Annotated in this window: 26 protein-coding genes; 19 read left to right on the top strand and 7 right to left on the bottom strand. The window is 65.0% G+C overall.

Annotated features, from left to right (window positions below; genetic code table 11):
- Window positions 1–377: 377 nt before the first annotated feature.
- Window positions 378–506 carry a hypothetical protein gene (locus PI86_RS17830; protein WP_268745859.1) on the bottom strand — a complete coding sequence of 43 codons (129 nt, stop codon included), beginning with the start codon at window positions 504–506 and terminating at the stop codon, window positions 378–380.
- Between the two features lie 76 nt (window positions 507–582).
- Between PI86_RS17830 and PI86_RS04300 the strand changes: the two genes are divergently transcribed.
- Genes PI86_RS04300 through PI86_RS04290 form a run of 3 tightly spaced genes read left to right on the top strand, consistent with a single transcriptional unit; the run spans window position 583 to window position 1774 of the window.
- Window positions 583–906 carry an ArsR/SmtB family transcription factor gene (locus PI86_RS04300; RefSeq protein ID WP_039319058.1) on the top strand — a complete coding sequence of 108 codons (324 nt, stop codon included), beginning with the start codon at window positions 583–585 and terminating at the stop codon, window positions 904–906.
- Entirely contained in the window at window positions 906–1337 is a 432-nt protein-coding gene (locus tag PI86_RS04295; RefSeq protein ID WP_039319055.1) for an SRPBCC family protein, read from the top strand. Before PI86_RS04300 ends, PI86_RS04295 begins: the two co-directional genes overlap by 1 nt.
- Window positions 1334–1774, top strand: coding sequence for a DUF1801 domain-containing protein (locus PI86_RS04290; protein WP_039319052.1), 441 nt, complete (start codon window positions 1334–1336; stop codon window positions 1772–1774). The genes PI86_RS04295 and PI86_RS04290 overlap by 4 nt, the downstream gene beginning before the upstream one ends.
- Before the next feature lie 177 nt (window positions 1775–1951).
- Here the strand turns inward: PI86_RS04290 and acnA are convergent, their stop codons facing one another.
- The 5 genes from acnA to PI86_RS04265 all read right to left on the bottom strand — a co-directional run bounded on the left by acnA (window position 1952) and on the right by PI86_RS04265 (window position 9112).
- Window positions 1952–4669, bottom strand: a complete 2718-nt coding sequence (gene acnA / locus PI86_RS04285) for an aconitate hydratase AcnA (RefSeq protein WP_039319049.1) — start codon at window positions 4667–4669, stop codon at window positions 1952–1954.
- A 52-nt stretch (window positions 4670–4721) separates the two neighbouring features.
- Window positions 4722–6173 carry a bifunctional 2-methylcitrate dehydratase/aconitate hydratase gene (locus PI86_RS04280; RefSeq protein WP_039319045.1) on the bottom strand — a complete coding sequence of 484 codons (1452 nt, stop codon included), beginning with the start codon at window positions 6171–6173 and terminating at the stop codon, window positions 4722–4724.
- Window positions 6174–6195: 22 nt separating this feature from the next.
- A complete protein-coding gene (locus tag PI86_RS04275; protein WP_014899971.1) occupies window positions 6196–6705 on the bottom strand; it encodes a hypothetical protein in 510 nt (169 codons plus the stop codon).
- Between the two features lie 223 nt (window positions 6706–6928).
- The gene (locus tag PI86_RS04270; RefSeq protein WP_039319043.1) at window positions 6929–7933 is read right to left on the bottom strand and encodes an HpcH/HpaI aldolase/citrate lyase family protein; all 1005 of its coding nucleotides are present in this window, start codon (window positions 7931–7933) and stop codon (window positions 6929–6931) included.
- 192 nt (window positions 7934–8125) lie between these two features.
- Window positions 8126–9112: a malate dehydrogenase gene (locus PI86_RS04265; protein WP_014899969.1), complete on the bottom strand. Its 987-nt coding sequence runs from the start codon at window positions 9110–9112 to the stop codon at window positions 8126–8128.
- A gap of 289 nt (window positions 9113–9401) precedes the next feature.
- On the opposite strand from PI86_RS04265, the gene PI86_RS04260 reads away from it, so the two are divergent.
- The 10 genes from PI86_RS04260 to PI86_RS04215 all read left to right on the top strand — a co-directional run bounded on the left by PI86_RS04260 (window position 9402) and on the right by PI86_RS04215 (window position 18626).
- Entirely contained in the window at window positions 9402–10226 is an 825-nt protein-coding gene (locus tag PI86_RS04260; RefSeq protein ID WP_080599470.1) for a GntR family transcriptional regulator, read from the top strand.
- A gap of 170 nt (window positions 10227–10396) precedes the next feature.
- Window positions 10397–10813: a succinate dehydrogenase, cytochrome b556 subunit gene (gene sdhC, locus PI86_RS04255; RefSeq protein WP_034185792.1), complete on the top strand. Its 417-nt coding sequence runs from the start codon at window positions 10397–10399 to the stop codon at window positions 10811–10813.
- A 4-nt stretch (window positions 10814–10817) separates the two neighbouring features.
- Window positions 10818–11186 (top strand): succinate dehydrogenase, hydrophobic membrane anchor protein, encoded by a 369-nt coding sequence (sdhD, locus tag PI86_RS04250; RefSeq protein ID WP_011355745.1) that lies wholly within the window; start codon window positions 10818–10820, stop codon window positions 11184–11186.
- Between the two features lie 3 nt (window positions 11187–11189).
- Complete coding sequence (sdhA, locus tag PI86_RS04245; RefSeq protein ID WP_014899966.1) at window positions 11190–12965, top strand: succinate dehydrogenase flavoprotein subunit; 1776 nt, start codon at window positions 11190–11192, stop codon at window positions 12963–12965.
- Window positions 12966–12986: 21 nt separating this feature from the next.
- Window positions 12987–13688, top strand: coding sequence for a succinate dehydrogenase iron-sulfur subunit (locus PI86_RS04240; RefSeq protein WP_006399548.1), 702 nt, complete (start codon window positions 12987–12989; stop codon window positions 13686–13688).
- Between the two features lie 6 nt (window positions 13689–13694).
- Complete coding sequence (locus PI86_RS04235) at window positions 13695–13967, top strand: FAD assembly factor SdhE (RefSeq protein WP_014899965.1); 273 nt, start codon at window positions 13695–13697, stop codon at window positions 13965–13967.
- Window positions 13968–14033: 66 nt separating this feature from the next.
- Entirely contained in the window at window positions 14034–15335 is a 1302-nt protein-coding gene (gene gltA, locus PI86_RS04230; protein ID WP_014899964.1) for a citrate synthase, read from the top strand.
- 296 nt (window positions 15336–15631) lie between these two features.
- The gene (locus tag PI86_RS04225) at window positions 15632–16390 is read left to right on the top strand and encodes a dimethylarginine dimethylaminohydrolase family protein (RefSeq protein WP_014899963.1); all 759 of its coding nucleotides are present in this window, start codon (window positions 15632–15634) and stop codon (window positions 16388–16390) included.
- Window positions 16391–16490: 100 nt separating this feature from the next.
- The gene (locus tag PI86_RS04220; RefSeq protein WP_014899962.1) at window positions 16491–16955 is read left to right on the top strand and encodes an Lrp/AsnC family transcriptional regulator; all 465 of its coding nucleotides are present in this window, start codon (window positions 16491–16493) and stop codon (window positions 16953–16955) included.
- A gap of 138 nt (window positions 16956–17093) precedes the next feature.
- Window positions 17094–18626, top strand: a complete 1533-nt coding sequence (locus PI86_RS04215; RefSeq protein ID WP_039319032.1) for an amino acid permease — start codon at window positions 17094–17096, stop codon at window positions 18624–18626.
- Between the two features lie 110 nt (window positions 18627–18736).
- Here PI86_RS04215 and PI86_RS04210 read toward each other — a convergent pair whose 3' ends face one another.
- Window positions 18737–19462, bottom strand: a complete 726-nt coding sequence (locus PI86_RS04210) for a glutathione S-transferase (RefSeq protein WP_014899960.1) — start codon at window positions 19460–19462, stop codon at window positions 18737–18739.
- Between the two features lie 426 nt (window positions 19463–19888).
- On the opposite strand from PI86_RS04210, the gene leuC reads away from it, so the two are divergent.
- The 6 genes from leuC to asd all read left to right on the top strand — a co-directional run bounded on the left by leuC (window position 19889) and on the right by asd (window position 24751).
- A complete protein-coding gene (leuC, locus tag PI86_RS04205; protein WP_014899959.1) occupies window positions 19889–21298 on the top strand; it encodes a 3-isopropylmalate dehydratase large subunit in 1410 nt (469 codons plus the stop codon).
- A gap of 3 nt (window positions 21299–21301) precedes the next feature.
- Complete coding sequence (locus PI86_RS04200; protein ID WP_039319030.1) at window positions 21302–21448, top strand: entericidin A/B family lipoprotein; 147 nt, start codon at window positions 21302–21304, stop codon at window positions 21446–21448.
- A gap of 65 nt (window positions 21449–21513) precedes the next feature.
- On the top strand, window positions 21514–22164 hold the full coding sequence (gene leuD, locus PI86_RS04195; RefSeq protein ID WP_014899958.1) for a 3-isopropylmalate dehydratase small subunit: 651 nt from the start codon (window positions 21514–21516) through the stop codon (window positions 22162–22164).
- Window positions 22165–22239: 75 nt separating this feature from the next.
- Window positions 22240–23307 carry a 3-isopropylmalate dehydrogenase gene (gene leuB, locus PI86_RS04190; protein WP_014899957.1) on the top strand — a complete coding sequence of 356 codons (1068 nt, stop codon included), beginning with the start codon at window positions 22240–22242 and terminating at the stop codon, window positions 23305–23307.
- Window positions 23308–23427: 120 nt separating this feature from the next.
- Complete coding sequence (locus PI86_RS17640) at window positions 23428–23547, top strand: hypothetical protein (protein WP_039319027.1); 120 nt, start codon at window positions 23428–23430, stop codon at window positions 23545–23547.
- Window positions 23548–23629: 82 nt separating this feature from the next.
- The gene (gene asd / locus PI86_RS04180) at window positions 23630–24751 is read left to right on the top strand and encodes an aspartate-semialdehyde dehydrogenase (protein WP_014899956.1); all 1122 of its coding nucleotides are present in this window, start codon (window positions 23630–23632) and stop codon (window positions 24749–24751) included.
- Window positions 24752–24888 lie beyond the last annotated feature (137 nt).

Here is a 24888-nt window from a genome sequence, read left to right as displayed (position 1 = left end):
GTTCTGACATCGGCATGCTCGCGCGCATGTGCTGCGTCGTTCGTGCATGCAGCAGCGCGCCCCGGCACAGGGAACCGGTTCGCCGCGCGACCGTGCGACGGTCGACGACGTTTGCACGCACGACTCATTCGTTGCGGTATCGGAATGCGCGCGATTGCGGAGCGAATCGCCGCGCGAGCGCGTCGCGGGCGATCGGGCGTGGACGCGTCGCGCGTCGCACTATGTGGTCAGGCGCCGCCACGGCGTCGGCGTGACGACGCCCGGACGCGCGGATACACAAAAACAGGGCCAGTCGATCGGGAGCGTTTCCCGAACTGTGGAACAGCGCGTTGCCGAGTCTTGCAACGTGCTTTCGGTTCGCGGATCGGGTGAGTGGATTAGAGGGAATGCTCGAATTCGGGCAGCGACTCGGACTCGAAGCGCTCCCGATGTCCGTTGCAGGCAGTTTCGCCGCCGGGCGGCCCGTCACGACGAACGCCGCATGCGGCAGCATCGGACGACGACATGCGCGAAATTCCTCCTTGACGTGCGCCGGTCCGCCGCTATCCTTCGATTCATAACCATGGGGTTATGGATTCAACCATGCAAAACGCTCACGACATGCTGTTCAGGACGCTTGCCGATCCGACGCGCCGCGCGCTCTTCGAGCGGCTGTGCGAAGAGGGTGAGCTGACGGTTGCCGCGCTGACGGCGCATGCAGGCGTGTCGCAGCCGGCGGTATCGAAGCATCTGGGTGTACTGAAGCAGGCCGGGCTCGTGAGCGACCGTCACGAAGGCCGGCAGACGCACTACAGCGCGCAGCCGCAGGCGCTGACGCCATTGATCGACTGGACCAGCCAGATGGCCGGCTTCTGGCAGAACCGGTTCGATGCCCTCGAAGATCTGCTAAAGAGGATGGATCAGTAATGAACCAAGCTACCACCGAAACGCGTACCGTCGTCGTCGAACGGGAACTGTCGCATCCGCCGGAGAAGATCTGGCGCGCGCTCACGCAACCGCACCTGATCGAGGCGTGGCTGATGAAGAGCGATTTCGAACCCGTCGCGGGCCGCGCGTTCAGCTTTCGCGCGGACTGGGGTTCGGTCGACTGCACGGTGCTGACGATCGAGCCACAGCGCGCGCTGTCCTATACGTGGGCAGCCTGCGGCCTCGAAAGCGTCGTCACGTGGACGCTCACGCCGACGCCGCGCGGCACGCTGCTGCGGATGGAGCAGGCCGGCTTCCGCACCGATCAGGAGCAGGCGTACCGCGGTGCGCAGCACGGGTGGGCGCGGTTCTTCGAGTCGCTCGAACGGGTGCTGGCGCGTCCCGACGAAGACCAGGAGGCCCGGGCATGAGCGCATCGGACCTGGAACCGTCGGCCCGCATCGACGCGCTGATCGCGGGGATCGCCGACTGGCGCGGCAAGACATTCGCGGAGCTGCGCGAGACGATCCTCGCTGCTGAAGACGGCATCGTCGAGGAATGGAAATGGATGGGCAGCCCCGTGTGGTCGTGCGACGGGATGATCGCGGTCGCGAACGCGCACAAGGGCAAGGTGAAGTTGACCTTCATGCACGGCGCGAAGCTGCCCGATCCCGACCAGTTGTTCAACGACGGTCTCGATGGCAATGCGCGGCGTGCGATCGATTTCTTCGAAGGCGACCGGATCGACAAGCGGGCGTTGAAGCGCCTCGTGCGTGCGGCGATCGAATACAACCGCACGCATCTGAAGAAGAACGCGCGATCAGGTTCCGGCGCGGGCGCGAAGGCGCGCAGTAGCAAGGCGGCGTGACGCGCGAGCCGGATGCCGGCGGGTGACGTCCCGCGAAAGCGGGGCGCCGCCGTGCGATCGGCGCTACGACGCCCGCGAGGCCCGCGATGAACCAAAAAAAAGCCCGACACGAGGTCGGGCATTCAAATCGGCCGCAACCGCCGTGAGGCGGCTGCGGCACCTGCAAAAGCAGGACGCTTACGCTGCGAGCAGCGAGCGCAGCACGAACGGCAGGATACCGCCGTGCTTGTAGTAGTCGACTTCGATCGGCGTATCGATGCGCAGCAGCACCGGCGCGCGGGTCGTTTCGCCGTTCTTGCGGTTGATCACGAGCGTGACGTCCTGCTGCGGCTTGAAGTCGTCGCCGAGGCCTTCGATGTCGTAGGTCTCTTCGCCGGTGATGCCGAGCGACTGAATGCTGTCCGCGCCCTTGAACTGCAGCGGCAGCACGCCCATGCCGACCAGGTTCGAGCGATGGATCCGCTCGAAGCTGCGTGCGATCACGGCCTTCACGCCGAGCAGCTGCGTGCCCTTCGCGGCCCAGTCGCGCGACGAGCCCGTGCCGTACTCTTCGCCCGCGAACACGACGGTCGGCGTGTCGGCTGCGACGTACTGCATGGCCGCGTCGTAAATCGACTGCTGTTCGCCGCTCGGCTGGTGAATCGTCAGGCCGCCTTCGACGCGCGTGCCGTCAGCCTTCGCCGGGATCATCAGGTTCTTGATCCGGACGTTCGCGAACGTGCCGCGCATCATCACGTCGTGGTTGCCGCGGCGCGAGCCGTAGCTGTTGAAGTCGGCCTTCTGCACGCCGTTTTCCTTCAGCCACTTGCCGGCCGGCGAGTCTTCCTTGATCGAGCCTGCCGGGCTGATGTGGTCGGTCGTGACCGAGTCACCGAAGATGCCCAGCGCGCGCGCGCCCTTGACGGTCGGGATCGACGCAGCCGGTTCCATCGAGAAGTCGTTGCCGAAGAACGGCGGCTCCGCGATGTAGGTCGACTTCGGCCAGTCGTAGACCTGGCCCGTTTCGCCCTCGATCTTGCTCCAGAGGTCGCCCTTCTTGGTCAGCTTCGCGTAGTTTTCCTCGAACTTCTTCGGGTCCAGCGCGAACTTGAGCAGGGCGTGGATTTCCTCGCTCGTCGGCCAGATGTCGCCGAGGTAGATGTCGCGGCCGCCCTTGCCCTGGCCGACCGGCTCGGTCATCAGGTCGCGCGTGATGTTGCCGGCGATCGCGTATGCGACGACGAGCGGCGGCGACGCGAGGAAGTTCGCGCGGATGTTCGGGTGGATACGCGCTTCGAAGTTACGGTTGCCCGACAGCACGGCTGCCGCGACGATGTCGTTCTTCGTGATCGCTTCGTTCAGTTCCGGCGTCAGGTCGCCTGCGTTGCCGATACAGGTCGTGCAGCCGTACGCCGCGACTTCGAAGCCGAGCTTCGACAGGTAGGGCAGCAGGCCCGTCTTCGTCAGGTACTCGGTGACGATACGCGATCCCGGCGCGAGCGAGGTCTTGATCTTCGGATCGACCGTGAGGCCGGCCTCGACCGCCTTCTTCGCGAGCAGGCCGGCGGCCAGCAGCACGCTCGGGTTCGACGTGTTCGTGCACGACGTGATCGCGGCGATCAGCACGTCGCCGTTCTTCACGTCGACGTCGTTGCTCGTCGTGTACTGCGTGCCCAGGTCTTCAGCCTTCTTCGCGAAGCCGTTTTCCGCGACCGGCTTCGAGAACAGGTCGGTGAACGTCGACTTGACGTTGCCGATCTCGATGCGGTCCTGCGGGCGCTTCGGGCCGGCCAGCGACGGGGCGACCGTTGCCAGGTCGAGCGTCACCGTCTTCGTGTAGTCGATGTCGCCGGCCTTCGGAATGCCGAACAGCTTCTGTGCCTTGAAGTAGTTCTCGAATGCGGCGATCTCCGCCTTCGTGCGGCCCGTGCCTTCGAAGTAGTCGATGGTCTTTTCGTCGACCGGGAAGAAGCCCATCGTCGCGCCGTATTCCGGCGCCATGTTGCCGATCGTCGCGCGGTCCGGCAGCGACAGCGACTTCGTGCCTGCGCCGAAGAACTCGACGAACTTGCCGACGACCTTTTCCTTGCGCAGCATTTCGGTGATCGTCAGCACCAGGTCGGTGGCCGTCACGCCTTCGCGCAGCTTGCCCTTCAGCTCGACGCCGACGACGTCCGGCGTCAGGAAGTACACCGGCTGGCCGAGCATGCCGGCTTCAGCCTCGATGCCGCCCACGCCCCAGCCGACCACGCCGATGCCGTTGATCATCGTCGTGTGGCTGTCCGTGCCGACGAGGGTGTCCGGGTAGTACACGGTGTCGCCGCCGTCCGCCTTCTTGTGGACGCCACGCGCGAGATACTCGAGGTTCACCTGGTGGACGATGCCCACGCCCGGCGGCACGACCTTGAACGTGTCGAATGCCTGCATGCCCCACTTCATGAACTGATAGCGCTCGTTGTTGCGCTGGAATTCCAGCTTCATGTTCAGGTCGAGCGCGTCCTTCTGGCGGAAGTAGTCGATCTGGACCGAGTGGTCGACGACGAGATCGACCGGGACCAGCGGCTCGATTTTCTTCGGGTTCTTGCCCGAACGCTCGGCGACGCCGCGCATGGCCGCGATGTCGGCGAGCAGCGGCACACCCGTGAAGTCCTGCAGCACGACGCGCGACACCACGAACGGAATCTCGTCGACGCGCTTCGCGGTCGGCTTCCAGTTCGCGAGCTGCTCGATGTGTTCTTCGGTGATCTTCTTGCCGTCGTAGTTGCGCAGCACGGACTCGAGCACGATACGGATCGACACCGGCAGGCGCTCGATCTTCGTCTTCAGTTCCTTGCCGAGCTGCGGCAGCGAGTAGAACTTGCCTTTGCCGGAACCGCTGTCGAATTCCTTGAGGGTCTTGTGGAGATTGTGGGCCATGGTGATTTTCCTGGGTTTAAGGCTAGGAAACAAAGAGTCCTGTAGATGACGGCTATATCACATACAAGTCGACGTACTCATCGACCGGCATCGCTTCGAGCTTTGCCTGGTCCAGCGACACGTCGAGAATCGCTTGTTGCTGCTTTGCCGGGAAGCGGCGGGCAAGGTTGGTCCGGAACTTCCCGACCAGGAGCGGGATGCCGTCCGCACGGCGTCGCTGATGGCCGATCGGGTATTCGACCGCTACTTCGGCAAGCTTCGATCCGTCCGCGAATTCGATCGTCAGCGCATTCGCGATCGATCGTTTGGCCGGGTCATGGTAATCCTTCGTGAACTGCGGATCCTCGACGCACACGGTTTTCGCGCGCAGCGCGTCGATGCGGGGATCGGCGGCGACCGAATCTTCATAGTCGGCCGCGGTCAGCCGGCCGAACAGCAGCGGCACGGCGACCATGTACTGGATGCAGTGGTCGCGGTCGGCCGGATTGGCGAGCGGGCCCTGCTTGTCGATGATGCGGATCGCGGCCGCATGCGTGCGGATCGTGATCCGGCTGATCTCGTCGGTGGTGCGGCCTGCCGCGGCGAGCTGCGCGTGCAGCTGCAGTGCGGCCTCGGCGGCCGTCTGCGCATGGAATTCGGCGGGGAACGAAATCTTGAACAGCACGTTCTCCATCACGTACGTGCCGTACGGGCGCTGGAAGCGGAACGGCTGCCCGTCGAACAGCACGTCGTAGAAACCCCAGGTTTTCGCGGTGAGTGCCGACGGGTAGCCCATCTCGCCGGTTTTCGCGATCAGCGCGAGGCGCACCGCGCGGGACGTCGCGTCGCCGGCCGCCCACGACTTGCGCGAACCGGTGTTCGGCGCGTGGCGGTAGGTGCGCAGCGCCTGGCCGTCGACGAACGCGTTGGACACCGCGTTGATCAGCTCGTCGCGTGTGAGCCCCAGCAGGCGGCCGACGACGGCCGTCGAGGCGACCTTCACGAGCAGCACGTGGTCGAGCCCGACCGCGTTGAACGAATTTTCGAGTGCGAGACAGCCCTGGATCTCGTGGGCCTGGATCATCGCGACGAGCACGTCGCGCATGGCAAGCGGCTTCCTGCCCGCCGCGACGGCCGTGCGGGACAGCCAGTCGGCCGTCGCCAGGATCCCGCCGAGGTTGTCGGACGGATGACCCCATTCGGCGGCGAGCCAGGTGTCGTTGAAGTCCAGCCAGCGGATCATCGCGCCAATGTCGAAAGCGGCCTGGACGGGATCGAGCTGGAAGGACGTGCCGGGCACCTTCGCGCCGTTCGGCACGCTCGTGCCGGGCACGACGGGGCCGAGCAGCTTGGTGCAGGCAGGGTAGGACAGCGCCTCGAGTCCACATCCGAGCGTGTCGATCAGGCAATGACGCGCCGTCTCCAGCGCGAGCGCGCTGTCGATGCCGGGGTTCAGCACGTAGTCGACGATATCGACGAGCACCGTATCCGGAGCGGGGCGGACGTTGGAGACCGGGGCGGACATCGAGGGGCCTGGGAGAACGCGCTTAGTTCGTTACCGGCTTCAGCTCGTTCGATTGCGTCGGCGCTGCGCCGCCTTGCGCCATTTCCGGCGTCACGCACTCGTCGGCGAGACGTTCGCCGCCGTTCGCATCGCTGAACAGCATCGCCTTGCTCGGGATGACGACCAGCTTGAAGCCGTTGGCCGGATCGTAGAACGTGTCGGCGCCCGTCGTCGTGGCCTGACGCGGCAGCTTGTAGTTCTTCTTCGCCCAGTGAACCGTGACCAGCTGGTCGCGCTTCATGTCGCCGGCGAGGTCGAACGACAGGCCGTCCTTGCACGCCCACTTGACTGCGCCGTCCGGCACCGGATCGACCTTGGCCGCGGCACGTGCCTGGGCCTTCTTGCTGCGCGGAATGATGCGCTTGGCCGGCGCCGGGCGCTTGGCCGTCTTCTTCGCAGTCGTCGCCGTATCCTGGGCAAACGCGCTCGGTGCCGACACCAGCATCGTGGCGGACAACGCGCCGATGGCGGTAGCGATCAGGAGTTTCTTCATGGAGTCAGAACCTTTCGAAAATCAGTTGACAAGGGCCGGCAGCCGAAGCTGCCGGCCGGTTTGAAACTGCACGCGCCCCGGAAGCGCGCAGCGGCCGCTATTTTCACCTATTTGGACGCGCATATTTCAGGTTTTCAGGCTCCGTTACGTTTTTTGTCGTTTCGCAAACCTATCGCGGGTTTGCGCTCCCGGAATTCGATGAAATGCGTGTGTCGGCGCGCGCTCACTGCGCGTCTCCGGCGGCCGGGCCGAACAGCGGCGCGGCCTCGGCCGGCACCGGCTGGCCGGTCGCCCGCGCGCGGCGCAGCACCGACCAGTAATAGCGGTAGCTCGCGCGGTCGTGCAGCGTATCGCCGTGGCGCGTCGGGCCCCAGTCGGCGGCCTGCGCGGCCAGCAGGATCTCGGCGGCCAGCGCAACCTCGTCGGTGCGCGGCGCGAATGCGTCGACGATCGGGCGGATCTGCGCGGGGTGGATGCTCCACATCCGCGTGAACGCGAACTCGTCGCGCGCGCGGCGCGCGTCGCCGGCGACGACGCCCATGTCGCGCACCTCGGTCGTCACGTTGTGCGACGGCGTCTTGCCGTGCGCGTGGCACGCCGCGGCGATTTCCAGCTTCGCGCGGCGCACCAGCGGGTGGTCGAACTGGCCCGGCGAGCGCATCGCGGCATCGGGAATTGCGCCGTGATGCGCGGATACGAAGTCCATCAGCCCGAAGCTCAGCGTCCCGACCAGCGGCAGCGCGGCGAGGGCAGCTGCCTGCGCGAGCGCGCCGTGCGTCTCGACCAGCACGTCGACCGGGATCGGCTGCGCGAGGCCGAGCTCGCGGCGGGTGCCTTCGATGAACGCGACCATCTCGGCCGCGTCGGCGGCGCTCGCGATCTTCGGCAGCGTCAGGTAGGCCGGCGCGCGCGCGGCGCGCAGCACGATGCGCACGTCGTCGCGCCAGTGGGGATGGGAAAAGTCGTGGATGCGGACGCCGACCCGCCCGAAGCGGTTCTCGGCGCCGCCGAGGAACTCGGCGACGAGCTGCGCGTGCGCCGCTTCCTGGCCGACGGCCGCGCCGTCCTCGCAGTCGAGCGTGATGTCGAATACGGGGCCGAGTTCGGCCTGGAGCGCGAGCGACTTGCGGATCAGCTTCTCGCTGCCCGCGTAGTGATCGCAGCAGGGCAGGATCGCGGGCGGGGACGCCCCGTCGTACAGCACTTGTGCAGGAGTGAGCGCGGACATCTCTTCTACGTCAAGGAGGCGGATCAACGTGGAGAAAATCGGATTCGGGCGCGTTCTGGGCCGGCGCGGGGCGCCTGTGGCGGCAAAACGTGCGCGGATCGGATCGGGCGGTGGCGCCGGCTGCATGCCGGCCCCGCCGCCTGTGCCTTGACCGTGCCGCCCGGGGGGCGGCACGGTCACGCGATTTGCTGCTTAGTTCTTCAGCAGGTGGGCGACGCCATCGCGCTCTTCGAGCAGCTCGGCCAGCGTGCCGTCCATCTTCTCGCGCGAGAACGCGTCGATTTCCAGGCCTTCGATGCGCTTGTACTCGCCGTTTTCGCACACGACCGGCACGCCGTAGATGATGTCTTCGGGGATGCCGTACGAGCCGTCCGACGGGATGCCCATCGTGACCCACTTGCCGTTCGTGCCGAGGACCCAGTCACGCACGTGGTCGATCGCCGCGTTGGCTGCCGACGCTGCCGACGACAGGCCGCGCGCTTCGATGATCGCCGCGCCGCGCTTGCCGACGGTCGGGATGAACGTGTCGCGGTTCCACACGTCGTCGTTGATCAGCTTCAGCAGCGATTCGCCTTCGACGGTCGCGAAACGGAAGTCGGGGTACATCGTCGGCGAGTGGTTGCCCCACACGGCGAGCTTCTCGATCGATGCGACCGGCTTGCCCGACTTGGCCGCGAGCTGCGACAGCGCGCGGTTGTGGTCGAGGCGCAGCATGGCCGTGAAGTTCTTCTTCGGCAGGTCCGGCGCCGACTTCATCGCGATGTACGCGTTCGTGTTCGCCGGGTTGCCGACGACCAGCACCTTGACGTCGCGGCTCGCGACTTCGTTCAGCGCAGCGCCCTGGACCGTGAAGATCTCGGCGTTCGCCGACAGCAGGTCCTTGCGCTCCATGCCCTTCGAGCGCGGACGTGCACCGACCAGCAGCGCGACGTCTGCATCCTTGAATGCAACCTTCGGATCGTCGGTGATCACGACGCCCGCGAGCAGCGGGAACGCGCAATCGTCGAGTTCCATCACGACGCCTTTGACGGCGGCTTGGGCTTGCGGGAGGTCGAGCAGTTGCAGGATGACCGGCTGGTCCTTGCCGAGCAGGTCGCCGTTCGCGATGCGGAACAGCAGGGAGTAAGCGATTTGACCTGCGGCGCCGGTGACGGCAACGCGCTTTGCGGGCTTAGCCATTGAAAATCTCCAGGACGGGTGAAGCGGTGGACGCTAGGCAAAACGCCATTCTATGCGCGTTACGCGTAGCGTTGCATTGAAGCAGGGCGGAGGACTCGCGAAAGGCAGACGCGGTGAACCTGGAGACGGCCGTGGCACGTAGCCGGGGACGCGTATTTGCACCCGCGAACCCTTGCTCGACCCGGAGTGTAGGAGCCGGCGGGCCCAAAGTCAAACGGTATCATATGTCTTATATAAGACAGATGTTTTGCGGAATTTGAGTGGACGGAAAAGCGCGGTTTGTGATGAAATGCGCGCCATGACATCGAACCAGGCGAACAACGCGAATCAGAACGGCGCAGGCGGCCCAGGGCAGCCGGGCGCGGGTGATTCCGTGCCGACGCCTGTCGCTTCGCCGTCGCCGACCTTTAGTCCGTTATACCAGCAGATCAAGTCATTGATCACGCAAAGTCTCGAATCCGGTGAATGGAAGCCGGGCGAGATCATTCCGAGCGAAGTGGAGCTCGCGGCCCGTTACAAGGTCAGCCAGGGCACCGTTCGCAAGGCGATCGACGAGCTGGCCGCTGAAAACCTCGTGGTCCGGCGGCAGGGCAAGGGTACTTTTGTTGCAACGCACAACGAAGATCGCGCGCAGTTCCGCTTCCTGCGGCTTCTGGCCGACGACGGTGCCGAGCACCCGCACGTGAGCCGCCTGCTCGAATGCCGGCGCCTGCGCGCGCCGGCCGAGATCGCGCGGCAGCTCGACCTGAAGCCGGCCGATCCGGTCGTGCAGGTGCGTCGCCTGCTGGAGTTCGAGAAGGAGGTGACGGTGCTCGACGAGATCTGGCTGCCGGGCGCGATGTTCCGCGGCCTTACGTTCGAGCGGCTGAGCGAGTACAAGGGGCCGCTCTACGCGATGTTCGAGACGGAGTTCGGCACGCGGATGATCCGCGCGACGGAAAAGATTCGCGCGGTGGCGGCGGAGCCGGCGGTGGCCGACCTGCTGCACGTGCCGGCAGGATTTCCATTGCTGTCGGTCGAGCGCGTGTCCTATACATACGGAGACCGGCCTGTGGAAGTGCGGCGCGGCTGGTATGTCACAACCGGGTATTACTATCAGAATGACTTGAGCTGACGACGTATCGGCACAAGCAGCGTGCATGCGCGTTTTCCACACTCGCGTAGCACGTTTCGGGCCGCCTTTATTCTCGTTCGCGTAACGATCCAGAGCAGACTTTCGCTGCAGCGCGATATAAAAAGGCGCTAAAATTGCGGATTAGTGTGACAACATAGTAGGGGTCTAGCATGACTGATGCAGTAAGAAAGCCGAGGCCGGAATACCGGAACATCGGATTCGGCGATATCACGATGAAATATCGCATGCCGCTGGCAGCGATATTGTCGATTCTCCATCGAGTCAGCGGCGCGCTGCTGTTCTTGTTCCTGCCGTTCCTGCTGTTCCTCTTCGACCAGAGCCTCACGTCCGAGCTCAGCTTCGAAGTCTTCAAGGCTTTCCTCTCCAACATCATCGTCAAGCTGATCGTCCTCGCACTGTCGTGGGCCTTCTTCCACCATTTCTGCGCCGGCATTCGCCACCTGCTGATGGACGTCAACCACGACGCCGTCACGAAGGAAGGCGGCAAGCGGACGGCAGTCGTCGTCTTTGTCGTCTCGATCGCCCTGACGATCGCCATGGCACTCAAACTGTTCGGAGCATTCTAAGAAAATGGCAGCCAATAACCGAATCGGCTCGAAGCGCCTCGTCGTCGGCGCTCACTACGGCCTGCGCGACTGGCTTGCGCAGCGCATCACCGCCACGATCATGGCGGTCTACACGGTCATTCTGCTCGTCCTGTTCTTCGGCGCGCACGATTTCTCGTACGAAGGCTGGGCATCGATCTTCGCCGCGCAATGGATGAAGCTCGCGACCTTCGTGATGCTGCTTTCCCTCTTCTACCACGCATGGGTCGGCGTGCGCGACATCTGGATGGACTACGTGAAGCCCGTCGGTGTGCGCCTGCTGCTGCAATCGCTGACCATCGTCTGGCTGCTCGCATGTGCGGGCTACGCCGCGCAGATTCTCTGGAGAGTGTAAAGAATGGCTGCAATCAAAACTTCCCTGCCGCGCCGCAAGTTCGACGTGGTGATCGTCGGCGCGGGTGGCTCGGGCTTGCGCGCAGCGCTGCAACTGTCGCGCGCGGGCCTGTCGGTCGGCGTGCTGTCGAAGGTGTTCCCGACCCGTTCGCACACGGTGGCCGCACAGGGCGGCATCGGCGCGTCGCTCGGCAACATGAGCGAAGACAACTGGCACTTCCACTTCTACGACACGATCAAGGGTTCCGACTGGCTCGGCGACCAGGATGCGATCGAGTTCATGTGCCGTGAAGCGCCGAACGTCGTGTACGAACTCGAACACTTCGGCATGCCGTTCGACCGTAACGCGGACGGCACGATCTACCAGCGTCCGTTCGGCGGCCACACCGCGAACTACGGCGAGAAGCCGGTCCAGCGCGCTTGCGCGGCCGCCGACCGTACCGGTCACGCGCTGCTGCACACGCTGTACCAGCAGAACGTCGAAGCGAAGACGCAGTTCTTCGTCGAATGGATGGCACTCGACCTGATCCGCGACGCGGAAGGCGACGTGCTCGGCGTGACGGCCCTCGAGATGGAGACGGGTGACGTCTACATCATGGAAGGCAAGACCACGCTGTTCGCGACCGGCGGCGCGGGCCGGATCTTCGCGGCATCGACCAACGCGTTCATCAACACCGGCGACGGCCTCGGCATGGCTGCGCGCTCGGGCATCGCGCTGCAGGACATGGAGTTCTGGCAGTTCCACCCGACCGGCGTGGCCGGCGCGGGCGTGCTGATCACCGAAGGCGTGCGCGGCGAAGGCGGTATCCTGCGCAACGCGAACGGCGAGCGCTTCATGGAACGCTATGCACCGACGCTGAAGGATCTGGCGCCGCGTGACTTCGTGTCGCGTTCGATGGACCAGGAAATCAAGGAAGGCCGCGGTGTCGGTCCGAACAAGGACCACGTGCTGCTCGACCTGTCGCACATCGGCGCCGAGACGATCATGAAGCGTCTGCCGTCGATCCGCGAAATCGCGCTGAAGTTCGCGAACGTCGACGCGATCAAGGAACCGATCCCGGTCGTCCCGACGATCCACTACCAGATGGGCGGCATCCCGACCAACATCCACGGTCAGGTCGTCGGCACGTCGCGCGGTCACAAGGATCCGGTCAACGGCTTCTACGCAGTGGGCGAGTGCTCGTGCGTGTCCGTGCACGGCGCGAACCGCCTCGGCACGAACTCGCTGCTGGACCTCGTGGTGTTCGGCCGTGCGGCCGGCAACCACATCGTCGAGCACGTGAAGAACCAGAAGGAACACAAGCCGCTGCCGGCCGACGCAGGCGAATTCTCGCTGGCGCGCCTGGCGAAGCTCGAGAAGTCGAGCTCGGGCGAGTACACGCAGGACGTCGCGAACGACATCCGTTCGACGATGCAGAAGCACGCAGGCGTGTTCCGCACGTCGAAACTGCTGAAGGAAGGCGTCGACGAGATGGCCGGCCTGAAGGCCCGCGTGGAAAACATCCACCTGAAGGACAAGTCGAAGGTGTTCAACACCGCGCGCGTCGAAGCGCTCGAGCTGGAGAACCTGATCGAAGTCGCCCGCGCGACGATGGTGTCGGCGGAAGCGCGCAAGGAAAGCCGCGGCGCACACGCGCACAGCGACTACGAACACCGCGACGACGACAACTGGCTGCGCCACACGCTGTGGTACAGCGAAGGCGATCGCCTCGACTACAAGCCGGTTCAAATGAAGCCGCTGACGGTCGAATCCGTGCCGCCGAAGCCGCGCACGTTCTAAGCCGAGTCAAAGGAATCCGAAATGGCAAAACGCATTTTTGAAGTCTACCGCTACGATCCGGACAAGGACGCGGCACCGCGCATGCAGACGTACGAACTCGAGATCAAGCATGAGCGCATGCTGCTCGACGCACTGGTCAAGCTGAAGGCACTGGACGAGACGCTGTCGTTCCGCCGTTCGTGCCGTGAAGGCGTGTGCGGTTCGGACGCGATGAACATCAACGGCAAGAACGGTCTCGCGTGCCTGACGAACCTGAACGACCTGCCGCAGAAGATCGTGCTGCGTCCGCTGCCGGGCCTGCCCGTCGTGCGCGACCTGATCGTCGACATGACGCACTTCTTCAACCAGTATCACTCGATCAAGCCGTACCTGATCAACGACGCGCCGCCGCCGGAGAAGGAACGCCTCCAGTCGCCGGAAGAACGCGACGAGCTCGACGGCGTGTACGAGTGCATTCTGTGCGCAAGCTGCTCGACGTCGTGCCCGAGCTTCTGGTGGAACCCGGACAAGTTCGTCGGCCCGGCCGGCCTGCTGCAGGCTTACCGCTTCATCGCGGATAGCCGCGACACCGCCACCGGCGAGCGTCTCGACAACCTGGAAGACCCGTACCGTCTGTTCCGTTGCCACACGATCATGAACTGCGTCGACGTTTGCCCGAAGGGCCTGAACCCGACGAAGGCGATCGGCAAGATCAAGGAACTGATGGTTCGCCGCGCGGTTTAAAGTTTGATGAGCGACGAATCGCATCAATCCGACCCGCACCGTCGCGCGCGCCTCCGCTGGCGCGCGCGGCGGGGTCTGCTGGAAAACGACATCATTTTCGAGCGTTTCTTCAGCAGATACGAGCATGACCTCACCGATGCAGACGTAGGCGCGTTGTCGCGCCTGCTCGATCTGAGCGACAACGACCTGATGGACTTGCTCCTCGCGCGCAAGGAACCAGAGGGCGACCTAAACAGCCCGGATATCCACCGGCTGTTGGAGATGCTGCGCAACGTGTAACGCCAAGGTGTAACGCGCTGTGCCCGTTATCGAATCCCGTTTCTTTATTTCGATTGAGGATGTGCCATGACTCCGTCTGATGTTAAAGCCACGCTATCGTTCAGCGACAACTCGCCGAGCGTCGAACTGCCGATCTACAAGGGCACGATGGGCCCGGACGTAATCGACATCCGCAAGCTGTACGGCCAGACCGGCAAGTTCACGTATGACCCGGGCTTCATGTCGACGGCAGCTTGTAATTCGGCGATCACGTACATCGACGGCGACAAGGGCGAACTGCTGTACCGCGGCTACCCGATCGACAACCTCGCGCAAAACGCCGACTTCCTCGAAAGCTGCTACCTGCTGCTGAAGGGTGAACTGCCGAACGCAGCGCAGAAGAAGGAATTCGTCGACACCGTCACGAAGCACACGATGGTGCACGAGCAGATGCACTTCTTCTTCCGTGGCTTCCGCCGCGATGCGCACCCGATGGCGATCCTGGTCGCTGCAGTCGGCGCGCTGTCCGCGTTCTACCACGACTCGCTCGACATCAACGACCCGCGTCACCGCGAAGTGTCGGCGATCCGCATGATCGCAAAGCTGCCGACGCTCGTCGCGATGGCGTACAAGTACAGCATCGGCCAGCCGTTCGTGTATCCGAAGAACTCGCTGTCGTACAGCGCGAACTTCATGCACATGATGTTCTCGAACCCGTGCGAAGAGTACAAGGTCAACGACGTGCTCGTCCGCGCACTCGACCGTATCCTGATCCTGCACGCTGATCACGAGCAGAACGCATCGACGTCGACGGTCCGCCTGGCTGGCTCGTCGGGCGCGAACCCGTTCGCCTGTATCGCAGCAGGTATCGCATGTCTGTGGGGCCCGGCGCACGGTGGTGCGAACGAAGCCGCGCTGAACATGCTCGAGCAGATCGGTTCGCCGGACAACATCCCCGAATTCATCAAGCAGGTGAAGGACAAGAATTCGGGCGTGAAGCTGATGGGCTTCGGTCACCGCGTGTACAAGAACTACGACCCGCGTGCGAAGCTGATGCGCGAAACGTGCTACGAAGTGCTGAACGAACTGGGCCTGCACGACGACCCGCTGTTCAAGCTCGCGATGCAGCTCGAGAAGATCGCGCTGGAAGACGAATACTTCGTGTCGCGCAAGCTGTACCCGAACGTCGACTTCTACTCGGGTATCGTCCAGCGCGCGCTGGGCATCCCGACGTCGATGTTCACGTGTATCTTCGCGATGGCACGTACGGTCGGCTGGATCGCACAGTGGAACGAAATGATCGCCGATCCCGAGCAGAAGATCGGTCGTCCGCGTCAGCTGTTCATCGGCGACACGCCGCGCGAAGCCAAGCCGATCAACGCACGTTAAGTCGTGCGCGGCGCGAACGGCCGTCAGGCCGCTCGCGTCCGGCAATCGCAACGCCTCGACACCCCGACGGGTCATCCCGCCGGGGTGTTTTCATTGGCGCGTCCGAAACGGCCGGGCGCGCCGCTGCCGCTGGCCGTCTGCCGAATCCGCTGCGGCCCGCCTGCAATTCGACGCGATCGGCTGCGGGCGCCCGCGAAATCGACGCGAATTGCGCAATTTGGCTTCCGATAATGGTCCGGACACAACGCAGCTGCCCCGTGCGCCGCACGGGGGGCAGCGTGACCATGGAGGAGTCGATGCAATTCACGCAAGCGATCGTTCGCCGTCCCGCGCCGTCCTGTGGCGCGGGTCTCACCACCGCCACGCTCGGCGCGCCCGACTACGACAAGACGCTCACGCAGTTCCACGCGTACTGCGACGCGCTGCGCGGGCTCGGCGTCGAGTTGACCGAGCTGCCGCCGCTGGAGGCGTTCCCCGATTCGCACTTCGTCGAGGACGTCGCGGTCGTCACGCCTGAGTTTGCGGTGATCACGCGCCCCGGCGCGCCCGCGCGGCGCGGCGAGACGGTGCACATCGAAGCGGCGCTCGGCGCGCATCGCGACCTGCTGCCGATGCAGGACGGCCGTCTCGACGGCGGCGACGTGATGCAGGTCGGCAAGCGCTTCTACATCGGCCTGACGGGCCGCACGGACGCCGAAGGCATCGCCGCGTTCGAGTCGCTGGTGTCGCGCTACGGCTACGCGGTCGTCGCGGTGCCGGTCGGCGCCGGCCTGCACCTGAAGTCGGTCGTCAACGCGCTCGGCGACGACACGCTGCTCGTGACCGAGGCGCTGGCCGCGCATCCGGCGTTCGCCGACTATCGCCGGATCGCGATCTCGGCCGCCGATGAATATGCGGGCAACACGCTGCGTGTGAACGGTACGCTGATCACGCCGGCCGGCTATCCGCGCGTGCACGACGCGATTCAGTCGCTCGGGCTGCCGCTGCACGTGATCGACACGAGTGAATTCCGCAAGATGGACGGCGGCCTGACGTGCCTGTCGCTGCGGTTCTAGCCGATTGGCGCGCGACCGCTTCGGCCGGATAATGTGGCCCCGCGCGGAACGGGAGGAAACCCGCCGCGCACCTGCCATGACCCGACCGGAGCGAACGCGGATGACCGACAAGAAGATGCAGCTCGACAAGATCGATCTCCGGATCCTCGACATCCTGCGCACCGACGGACGGATTTCGTACCGGAAGCTGTCGGAGCTCGTGAACCTCACGCCGCGCCCGTGCCAGGCGCGCGTGGAACGGCTCGAGGCGCTCGGCGTGATCGAAGGCTACCGCGCCGTCATCAAGGCGCCGCGCGCGACCAAGCCGATCGTCGTGATCGCGCAGATCGTGCTGGCGGATCACGGGCGTTCGCAGGCACCGTTCGAGGACGAGATGCGGAACAACCCGGCGGTGCTCGATTGCTGGCTGGTCAGCGGCACGTTCGATTTTCTCGTGCGGCTCGCGTGCGAGGATCTCGACGAATACCGGCGGATCGCGAACGTGTGGCTCGAAAGCCCGCGGTTCCGGATCGAGAAGATCGTGACGACGGCCGAGTTGCAGGCGATCAAGCGCAGCGTCGTCTGACGCGGCAGTGCGCGTCCGGGCCGGCGGCATCGGACGCGCGGCCGGTCGGGCAGGGGCCGTTTCGATGCGAATAACCGGGTCGATCGATTGGTATTCCGAATCAATCTGGTCGACCCGATTCCAATCAGGGTGAACACTATGGATGCTTTGCAAGCGGCAGCGCAGACGGCCGCGCCGTCCGGGACGGTGCTCAAGCGCCGGCTGCAGAGCCGCCACATCGCGATGATCGCGATCGGCGGCTCGATCGGCACGGGGTTGTTCGTCGCCTCGGGCGCGTCGGTCGCGCAGGCGGGGCCGGGCGGCGCGATCGCCGCGTATATTGCGATCGGGCTGATGGTCTACTTCGTCGTCACCGGGCTCGGCGAGATGGCCGCACTGATGCCGGTGTCGGGTTCGTTCGCGGTTTACGGCGAGAAGTACGTCGACGAAGGCTTCGGCGTCGCGCTCGGCTGGACCTACTGGTACAGCTGGGCCGTGACGATCGCGATCGAGCTGGTGGCCGGACAGATCGTGATGCGCTACTGGTTTCCCGCGGTACCGGGCGTGTGGTGGGGCGCCGGGTTCCTGGTGCTGATCTTCCTGCTGAACACGCTGTCGGTGCGCGGCTTCGGCGAATCCGAATACTGGTTCTCGCTGATCAAGGTCGTCACCGTGATCGCGTTCATCGCGGCGGGCTTGCTGATCGCGGCCGGCCTGCTCGGCAACGGGCATCCGGTCGGCTGGCGCAACTTCAGGACCGGCGACGCACCGTTCGTCGGCGGCGTGCACGCGATGATGAGCGTCGCGCTGATCGCGGGATTCTCGTTTCTCGGCACCGAGCTGGTCGGGATCACGGCCGGTGAGTCGGAAAACCCGCGCAAGACGATCCCGCGCGCGGTGAAGCAGATCTTCTGGCGGATCATGCTGTTCTACGTGCTCGCGATCTTCGTGATCGGCCTGCTGGTGCCGTACACCGATCCGAACCTGCTGAAGAGCGACGTGACCGACATCGGCGTGAGCCCGTTCACGCTCGTGTTCAGCCATGCGGGCTTCCCGCTCGCCGCCGGCGCGATGAATCTGGTGATCCTGACGGCCGTGCTGTCGGCCGGCAATTCCGGCACGTATGCGGCCACGCGGATGCTGTACAACCTCGCGGCCGAAGGGCGTGCGCCTGCGATGTTCGCGACGCTGTCGCCGGGCGGCGTGCCGCGCAACGCGCTGTACGCGACGATGGCGGTGGGCGGGCTGTGCTTCCTGACTTCGCTGACCAACAACCAGCGCATCTACCTGTGGCTGCTCAATACGGTTGGCATCACGGGCTTCATCGCATGGCTCGGCATCGCGGTCTGCCACTACCGGTTCCGCAAGGGCTTTCTGAAGCAGGGCTACCGGCTCGACCAATTGCCGTATCGCGCGAAGTGGTTTCCGTTCGGGCCGCTGTTCGCGATTGCGATCTGCATCGTGATCTCGCTCGGGCAGGATTACCAGGCGTTTTTCGCGGCCCGTATCGACTGGATGGAAGTGCTGTCGATCTACGTGTGGATTCCGCTGTTCGTCGCGATCTGGTGGGCGTATCGCCGCGCGCGCAAGAGCCGGCTCGTGCGGTACGACGAGATGGATATCGGTCCGTGGCTGACGCGGTCGGTCGAGGCCGTCGACGCCGCGGCGACGCGGCACGGGCAGCCGCGCTGAGAAGCGGGCGGTGCACGCGTGGCGCTCGACGGTCGTGTTCCGGCGCGAGGCGGATGGCCTGCTCGTATGGCGTCACCTGCACGAGACGCCGGTCGGCGCTTGAATCAACGCTACTTGTCCAGCTCCGGATAGTGCCGGAAGATCCCCATGTCGTTGAACGGAATGCGGCGCTCCGATTCGAGGTAGCGCCGGACGGGCGGGTGCTGGGCGACGCGGTCGTGCAGGCCGACGAGCCCGGCGACCTTGCGCTCCGCGCGCTTCATCGCCTTCGGAAACGCGTAGCGCAGGCCTTCGATCAGCTGGAACATCGACAGGTCCGCATAGCTGAGCGCGCTGCCGGCGATAAACCCGCCTTTGTGCGGATTCTGCTCGAGCACGCGATCGAAATAGCCGAGGAACTTCGGCAGCCGGTTTTCGAGGAAGTCGGCCGCGCGCTCGGCGGCTTCCGCCTTCTGGTCCTCGTAATACAGGCCGCTGCCGATCGGATGGTGCGTGTCGTGGATTTCGGTGACGAAATCGGCGACGGTCAGCTGGATTTGATGCACCCACAGTCGCCCGGCTTCGTCGTCGGGTGCGAGCCCGAGCCGCGCGCCGAGAAACAGCAGGATGTTCGCGGTCTGCCCGACGACGACGTCGCCGGCCTTCAAAAACGGCGGCGCCAACGGCACGCATTCGGCCTTCGTGCTGTCCATCATCCGCATCATCGCCGGCACGCCCATGCCCCGCCCCGATTCGCGCGCGACGTCGACATAGTCGGCCTCGGCCGCCTCGAGCGCGAGCCGCACGTATTCGCCGCGGCCCTGGATCTCGGGCCAGTAATAGAGTTCGTATCGCATGCTGCGCTCCTGTCCGGTCGATGCGTCGGTGTGGTCCGCATCGTGATGGCGGGGAGGGCGGCCGTGCACCGCCCGTGGCGAATAGACAGTCTAGGAGATCGTGCCGGAAATGCCGCGCTCGTCGCCTTCGGGGCCGTAGAAGAACACCCAGGTCGCGAAGTCGTCGGAGAAGCTGACGAAGCGGTGCGCCGCGAACGCGTGTTCTTTCACAACGACCACCTCCAGACGCCGAAGGGCGCGACCGTGTTCATCGCCGTTCCCTTCGTGCCCCCGTTTGCCGGGTAATGCCGATACAGGTATTGACACTACCAGCCAAACCACTGTTTTTAATGGGTTTTTTCTCGTCCGGCCTGCGCCGCGATGCGTTCTGCGTGGCATAATCGATCGCATCCGCAAGGCTTGTAGTCACAACGACCCCGCATACCCATGGCACAGACTCTCTACGACAAACTGTGGAATACCCACGTCGTCCACACCGAGGACGACGGCACGACCCTGCTCTATATCGACCGTCAGCTGCTGCACGAAGTCACGAGCCCGCAGGCGTTCGAGGGGCTGAACGTCGCGCACCGCCCGGTGTGGCGCATCAGCGCGAACCTGGCCGTGTCGGACCACAACGTCCCGACCACGGATCGCAGCCACGGCATCGCCGATCCGGTCTCGAAGCTGCAGGTCGACACGCTCGACGCGAACTGCGACGCGTTCGGCATCACGCAGTTCAAGATGAACGACGTGCGCCAGGGCATCGTCCACATCATCGGGCCGGAGCAGGGCGCGACGCTGCCGGGCATGACGATCGTGTGCGGCGATTCGCACACGTCGACGCACGGCGCGTTCGGCGCGCTCGCGCACGGCATCGGCACGTCGGAAGTCGAGCACGTGCTCGCGACGCAAACCTTGCTGCAGAAAAAGAGCAAGAACATGCTCGTGAAGGTCGAGGGTGCACTGCCGCGCGGCTGTACCGCGAAGGACATCGTGCTCGCGATCATCGGCAAGATCGGCACGGCAGGCGGCACGGGCTACGCGATCGAATTCGGCGGCTCGACGATCCGCGCGCTGACGATGGAAGGCCGGATGACCGTCTGCAACATGGCGATCGAAGCCGGTGCGCGTGCGGGCATGGTCGCCGTCGACGATACGACGATCGACTACCTGAAGGGCCGTCCGTTCGTGCCGAGCGGCGCGGAATGGAACCAGGCCGTCGAGTACTGGCGCGAGTTCAAGTCCGACGAAGGCGCGCAGTTCGACCGCGTCGTCGAGCTGAACGCGGCCGAGATCGTCCCGCAGGTCACGTGGGGCACGTCGCCGGAAATGGTCACGTCGATCGACGGTCGCGTGCCCGATCCCGAGCGCGAGAAGGATCCGGTCAAGCGTGACGCGATGGAACGCGCGCTGGCCTACATGGCGCTCGAACCGAACACGCCGATCGAGTCGATCAAGGTCGACAAGATCTTCATCGGTTCGTGCACGAACGCACGCATCGAGGACATCCGCGCGGCCGCGTATGTCGTGAAGAAGCTGAACCGTCGCATCGCGTCGAACGTGCGGCTCGCGATGGTCGTGCCGGGTTCGGGCCTCGTGAAGGCGCAGGCCGAGCGTGAAGGCCTCGACAAGGTGTTCACGGATGCGGGCTTCGAATGGCGCGAGCCGGGCTGCTCGATGTGCCTCGCGATGAACGCCGACCGGCTCGATCCGGGCGAGCGCTGTGCATCGACGTCGAACCGTAACTTCGAGGGCCGGCAGGGCGCGGGCGGTCGCACGCACCTGGTGAGCCCCGCGATGGCGGCGGCGGCGGCGATCGAAGGCCATTTCGTCGACATTCGCCAGCTGGGGTAACGCGTGACGGCATCGAAGCTCATCGCGCGGCTGGTGGCCGCGCTGGCGCTCGCAGGGCTGGGCTTCGGCCTGGCGGGCTGCAATACCGTCCGAGGCTTCGGCGAGGACGTCAATGCCGCCGGCAACGCGCTCCAGCGCGCCGCGGACTGACGCCCGCCGAGAATTTGTCGATGTGCGCCGGCTGAATGCCGGCCCTTCAACCGGATAGACGGATCATGGAAAAATTCAATGTGCATACCGGCGTCGTGGCGCCGCTCGATCGCGAGAACGTCGACACCGACGCGATCATCCCGAAGCAGTTCCTGAAGTCGATCAAGCGCACGGGCTTCGGTCCGAACGCGTTCGACGAATGGCGTTACCTCGACCATGGCGAGCCGGGCCAGGACAACTCGAAGCGCCCGCTGAACCCGGACTTCGTGCTGAACCAGCCGCGCTACCAGGGCGCATCGGTGCTGCTGGCACGCAAGAACTTCGGCTGCGGCAGCTCGCGCGAGCACGCACCGTGGGCGCTGCAGCAGTACGGCTTCCGCGCGATCATCGCGCCGAGCTTCGCCGACATCTTCTTCAACAACTGCTACAAGAACGGGCTGCTGCCGATCGTGCTGACCGAGCAGCAGGTCGATCACCTGTTCAACGACACGTATGCGTTCAACGGCTATCAGCTGACGATCGACCTCGACGCGCAGGTCGTGCGCGCGGGCGATGGCCGCGAATACGCGTTCGACATCACCGCGTTCCGCAAGTACTGCCTGCTGAACGGTTTCGACGACATCGGCCTGACGCTGCGTCACGCCGACAAGATCCGCCAGTTCGAAGCCGAGCGGCTCGCGAAGCAGCCGTGGCTCAACAACAAGCTGGTCGGCTGAGATTGCCTTCGGGCGGGCACGCATGACGCGTGCTCGCCGACCTGCCACCAACACCTACCCAGTCAGGAATAACGCATGAAGATTGCAGTGCTGCCCGGCGACGGCATCGGCCCGGAAATCGTCAACGAAGCGGTCAAGGTGCTGAACGCCCTCGACGAGAAGTTCGAACTCGAGCAGGCGCCGGTCGGCGGCGCGGGCTACGAGGCGAGCGGTCATCCGCTGCCGGACGCGACGCTTGCGCTCGCGAAGGAAGCAGACGCGATCCTGTTCGGCGCGGTCGGCGACTGGAAGTACGACTCGCTCGAGCGCGCGCTGCGCCCCGAGCAGGCGATCCTCGGGCTGCGCAAGCATCTCGAGCTGTTCGCGAACTTCCGTCCGGCGATCTGCTATCCGCAGCTCGTCGATGCGTCGCCGCTGAAGCCGGAGCTCGTCGCGGGCCTCGACATCCTGATCGTGCGCGAACTGAACGGCGACATCTACTTCGGCCAGCCGCGCGGCGTGCGCGCCGCGCCGGACGGCCCGTTCGCCGGCGCGCGCGAAGGCTTCGACACGATGCGCTACTCGGAACCGGAAGTGCGTCGCATCGCGCACGTCGCGTTCCAGGCCGCGCAAAAGCGCGCGAAGAAGCTGCTGTCGGTTGACAAGTCGAACGTGCTCGAAACGTCGCAGTTCTGGCGCGACATCATGATCGACGTGTCGAAGGAATACGCGGACGTCGAGCTGTCGCACATGTATGTCGACAACGCGGCGATGCAGCTCGCGAAGGCGCCGAAGCAGTTCGACGTGATCGTGACCGGCAACATGTTCGGCGACATCCTGTCGGATGAAGCGTCGATGCTGACGGGTTCGATCGGCATGCTGCCGTCGGCGTCGCTCGACAAGAACAACAAGGGTCTGTACGAGCCGTCGCACGGTTCGGCGCCGGACATCGCGGGCAAGGGCATCGCGAACCCGCTGGCGACGATCCTGTCGGCCGCGATGCTGCTGCGCTATTCGCTGAATCGCGCGGAGCAGGCCGATCGCATCGAGCGCGCGGTGAAAACGGTGCTCGAGCAAGGCTATCGCACGGGCGACATCGCGACGCCGGGCTGCAAGCAGGTCGGCACGGCGGCGATGGGCGACGCAGTCGTCGCCGCGCTGTAACGCGCACGGCAAGGCAGTACGGCAGTAAATGTAGAAAAGGGCGCGAGCAGGCCGCGAAATCGGCCGGTTCGCGCGCGGTTGGCCGTTGTGCGGGCAACCGGCTTTGTGTAGACTCGAACGATGGCGCTGATTTCCCTGATCTCCCCGGTCTTGAAACTCCACGGCAACACTGCCCGTGCGGGTACGCGCGCCATCGTCATCACGAAAACCATTACCACGAAAACGATCATTAAACGCTGATCGTCCGTCGTGCCCGCCTGTTTCCCCGCGCGGTCACGCCGGGGGCGGAAATGGCGGGGAAGCTCCATTCAAAGGGTTAGTCATGAACGTAGGTCTCGTAGGTTGGCGCGGCATGGTCGGCAGCGTGCTGATGCAGCGCATGCAGGAAGAAGGTGATTTCGACCTGATCGAGCCGGTGTTTTTCAGCACCAGCAACACGGGCGGCAAGGCGCCGTCGTTCGCGAAAAACGAGACTACGCTCAAGGACGCGACCAACGTCGACGAGCTGAAGAAGTGCGACGTGATCATCACGTGCCAGGGCGGCGACTACACGAACGAAGTGTTCCCGAAGTTGCGTGCGGCCGGCTGGAACGGCTACTGGATCGACGCGGCCTCGTCGCTGCGGATGAAGGACGACGCGGTCATCATCCTCGATCCGGTCAACCTCGACGTGATCAAGGACGCGCTCGTCAAGGGCACGAAGAACTTCGTCGGCGGCAACTGCACGGTCAGCCTGATGCTGATGGCGCTCGGCGGCCTGTTCCGCGAGAACCTCGTCGACTGGATGACGGCGATGACCTACCAGGCCGCATCGGGCGCGGGCGCGCAGAACATGCGCGAACTGCTGTCGCAGATGGGCGCGCTGCACGGCGCGGTGCAGGAACAACTCGCCGATCCGGCTTCCGCGATCCTCGACATCGACCGCCGCGTGCTCGCCACGATGAATAGCGATGCGATGCCGACGAGCCACTTCGGCGTGCCGCTCGCCGGCTCGCTGATTCCGTGGATCGACAAGGATCTCGGCAACGGGATGTCGAAGGAAGAGTGGAAGGGCGGCGCGGAAACCAACAAGATCCTCGGCAAGCCGGCAATGGGCGAGCCGGGTTCGATCCCGGTCGACGGCCTGTGCGTGCGGATCGGCGCGATGCGCTGCCACTCGCAGGCGCTGACGATCAAGCTGAAGAAGGACGTGCCGCTCGACGAGATCAACGGCATCCTCGCGTCGGCAAACGACTGGGTGAAGGTCGTGCCGAACGAGCGTGAAGCATCGATGCGCGACCTGTCGCCGGCGAAGATCACCGGCACGCTGACCGTGCCGGTTGGCCGTCTGCGCAAGCTCGCGATGGGCGGCGAATACCTGTCGGCGTTCACGGTCGGCGACCAGCTGCTGTGGGGTGCGGCCGAGCCGCTGCGCCGCATGCTGCGCATCCTGCTCGACAAGTAAGCATCGGGCCGCACCGCGCGCTGTCGGCGCGCGCAGCGATACGCCTGCTTGCCCCTCGCGGGGCGGCAGGCGTTTTTTATTGGTCGCCCGGGTGGGGATGGCCGGGCGACGGGGTGGTTGTCGCGAACCAGTGCTGG

The sequence above is a fragment of the Burkholderia sp. A9 genome (assembly GCF_000801975.1).
The sequence above is the reverse complement of the archived record's forward strand: the minus strand, read 5'-3'. Positions and strand labels throughout refer to the sequence as shown.

Coding starts and splice junctions, on each gene's coding strand:
- PI86_RS04210 (WP_014899960.1), bottom strand. CDS start 19,462: ATGCGATACGAACTCTATTACTGGCCCGAGATCCAGGGCCGCGGCGAA.
- PI86_RS04295 (WP_039319055.1), top strand. CDS start 906: ATGAACCAAGCTACCACCGAAACGCGTACCGTCGTCGTCGAACGGGAA.
- PI86_RS04215 (WP_039319032.1), top strand. CDS start 17,094: ATGGATGCTTTGCAAGCGGCAGCGCAGACGGCCGCGCCGTCCGGGACG.
- asd (WP_014899956.1), top strand. CDS start 23,630: ATGAACGTAGGTCTCGTAGGTTGGCGCGGCATGGTCGGCAGCGTGCTG.
- leuC (WP_014899959.1), top strand. CDS start 19,889: ATGGCACAGACTCTCTACGACAAACTGTGGAATACCCACGTCGTCCAC.
- leuB (WP_014899957.1), top strand. CDS start 22,240: ATGAAGATTGCAGTGCTGCCCGGCGACGGCATCGGCCCGGAAATCGTC.
- PI86_RS04275 (WP_014899971.1), bottom strand. CDS start 6,705: ATGAAGAAACTCCTGATCGCTACCGCCATCGGCGCGTTGTCCGCCACG.
- PI86_RS17830 (WP_268745859.1), bottom strand. CDS start 506: ATGTCGTCGTCCGATGCTGCCGCATGCGGCGTTCGTCGTGACGGGCCG.
- PI86_RS04260 (WP_080599470.1), top strand. CDS start 9,402: ATGCGCGCCATGACATCGAACCAGGCGAACAACGCGAATCAGAACGGC.
- sdhC (WP_034185792.1), top strand. CDS start 10,397: ATGACTGATGCAGTAAGAAAGCCGAGGCCGGAATACCGGAACATCGGA.
- leuD (WP_014899958.1), top strand. CDS start 21,514: ATGGAAAAATTCAATGTGCATACCGGCGTCGTGGCGCCGCTCGATCGC.
- PI86_RS04290 (WP_039319052.1), top strand. CDS start 1,334: ATGAGCGCATCGGACCTGGAACCGTCGGCCCGCATCGACGCGCTGATC.
- PI86_RS04300 (WP_039319058.1), top strand. CDS start 583: ATGCAAAACGCTCACGACATGCTGTTCAGGACGCTTGCCGATCCGACG.
- PI86_RS04240 (WP_006399548.1), top strand. CDS start 12,987: ATGGCAAAACGCATTTTTGAAGTCTACCGCTACGATCCGGACAAGGAC.
- sdhD (WP_011355745.1), top strand. CDS start 10,818: ATGGCAGCCAATAACCGAATCGGCTCGAAGCGCCTCGTCGTCGGCGCT.
- PI86_RS04235 (WP_014899965.1), top strand. CDS start 13,695: ATGAGCGACGAATCGCATCAATCCGACCCGCACCGTCGCGCGCGCCTC.
- PI86_RS04265 (WP_014899969.1), bottom strand. CDS start 9,112: ATGGCTAAGCCCGCAAAGCGCGTTGCCGTCACCGGCGCCGCAGGTCAA.
- PI86_RS04270 (WP_039319043.1), bottom strand. CDS start 7,933: ATGTCCGCGCTCACTCCTGCACAAGTGCTGTACGACGGGGCGTCCCCG.
- acnA (WP_039319049.1), bottom strand. CDS start 4,669: ATGGCCCACAATCTCCACAAGACCCTCAAGGAATTCGACAGCGGTTCC.
- PI86_RS04280 (WP_039319045.1), bottom strand. CDS start 6,173: ATGTCCGCCCCGGTCTCCAACGTCCGCCCCGCTCCGGATACGGTGCTC.
- PI86_RS04225 (WP_014899963.1), top strand. CDS start 15,632: ATGCAATTCACGCAAGCGATCGTTCGCCGTCCCGCGCCGTCCTGTGGC.
- gltA (WP_014899964.1), top strand. CDS start 14,034: ATGACTCCGTCTGATGTTAAAGCCACGCTATCGTTCAGCGACAACTCG.
- sdhA (WP_014899966.1), top strand. CDS start 11,190: ATGGCTGCAATCAAAACTTCCCTGCCGCGCCGCAAGTTCGACGTGGTG.
- PI86_RS04220 (WP_014899962.1), top strand. CDS start 16,491: ATGACCGACAAGAAGATGCAGCTCGACAAGATCGATCTCCGGATCCTC.
- PI86_RS17640 (WP_039319027.1), top strand. CDS start 23,428: ATGGCGCTGATTTCCCTGATCTCCCCGGTCTTGAAACTCCACGGCAAC.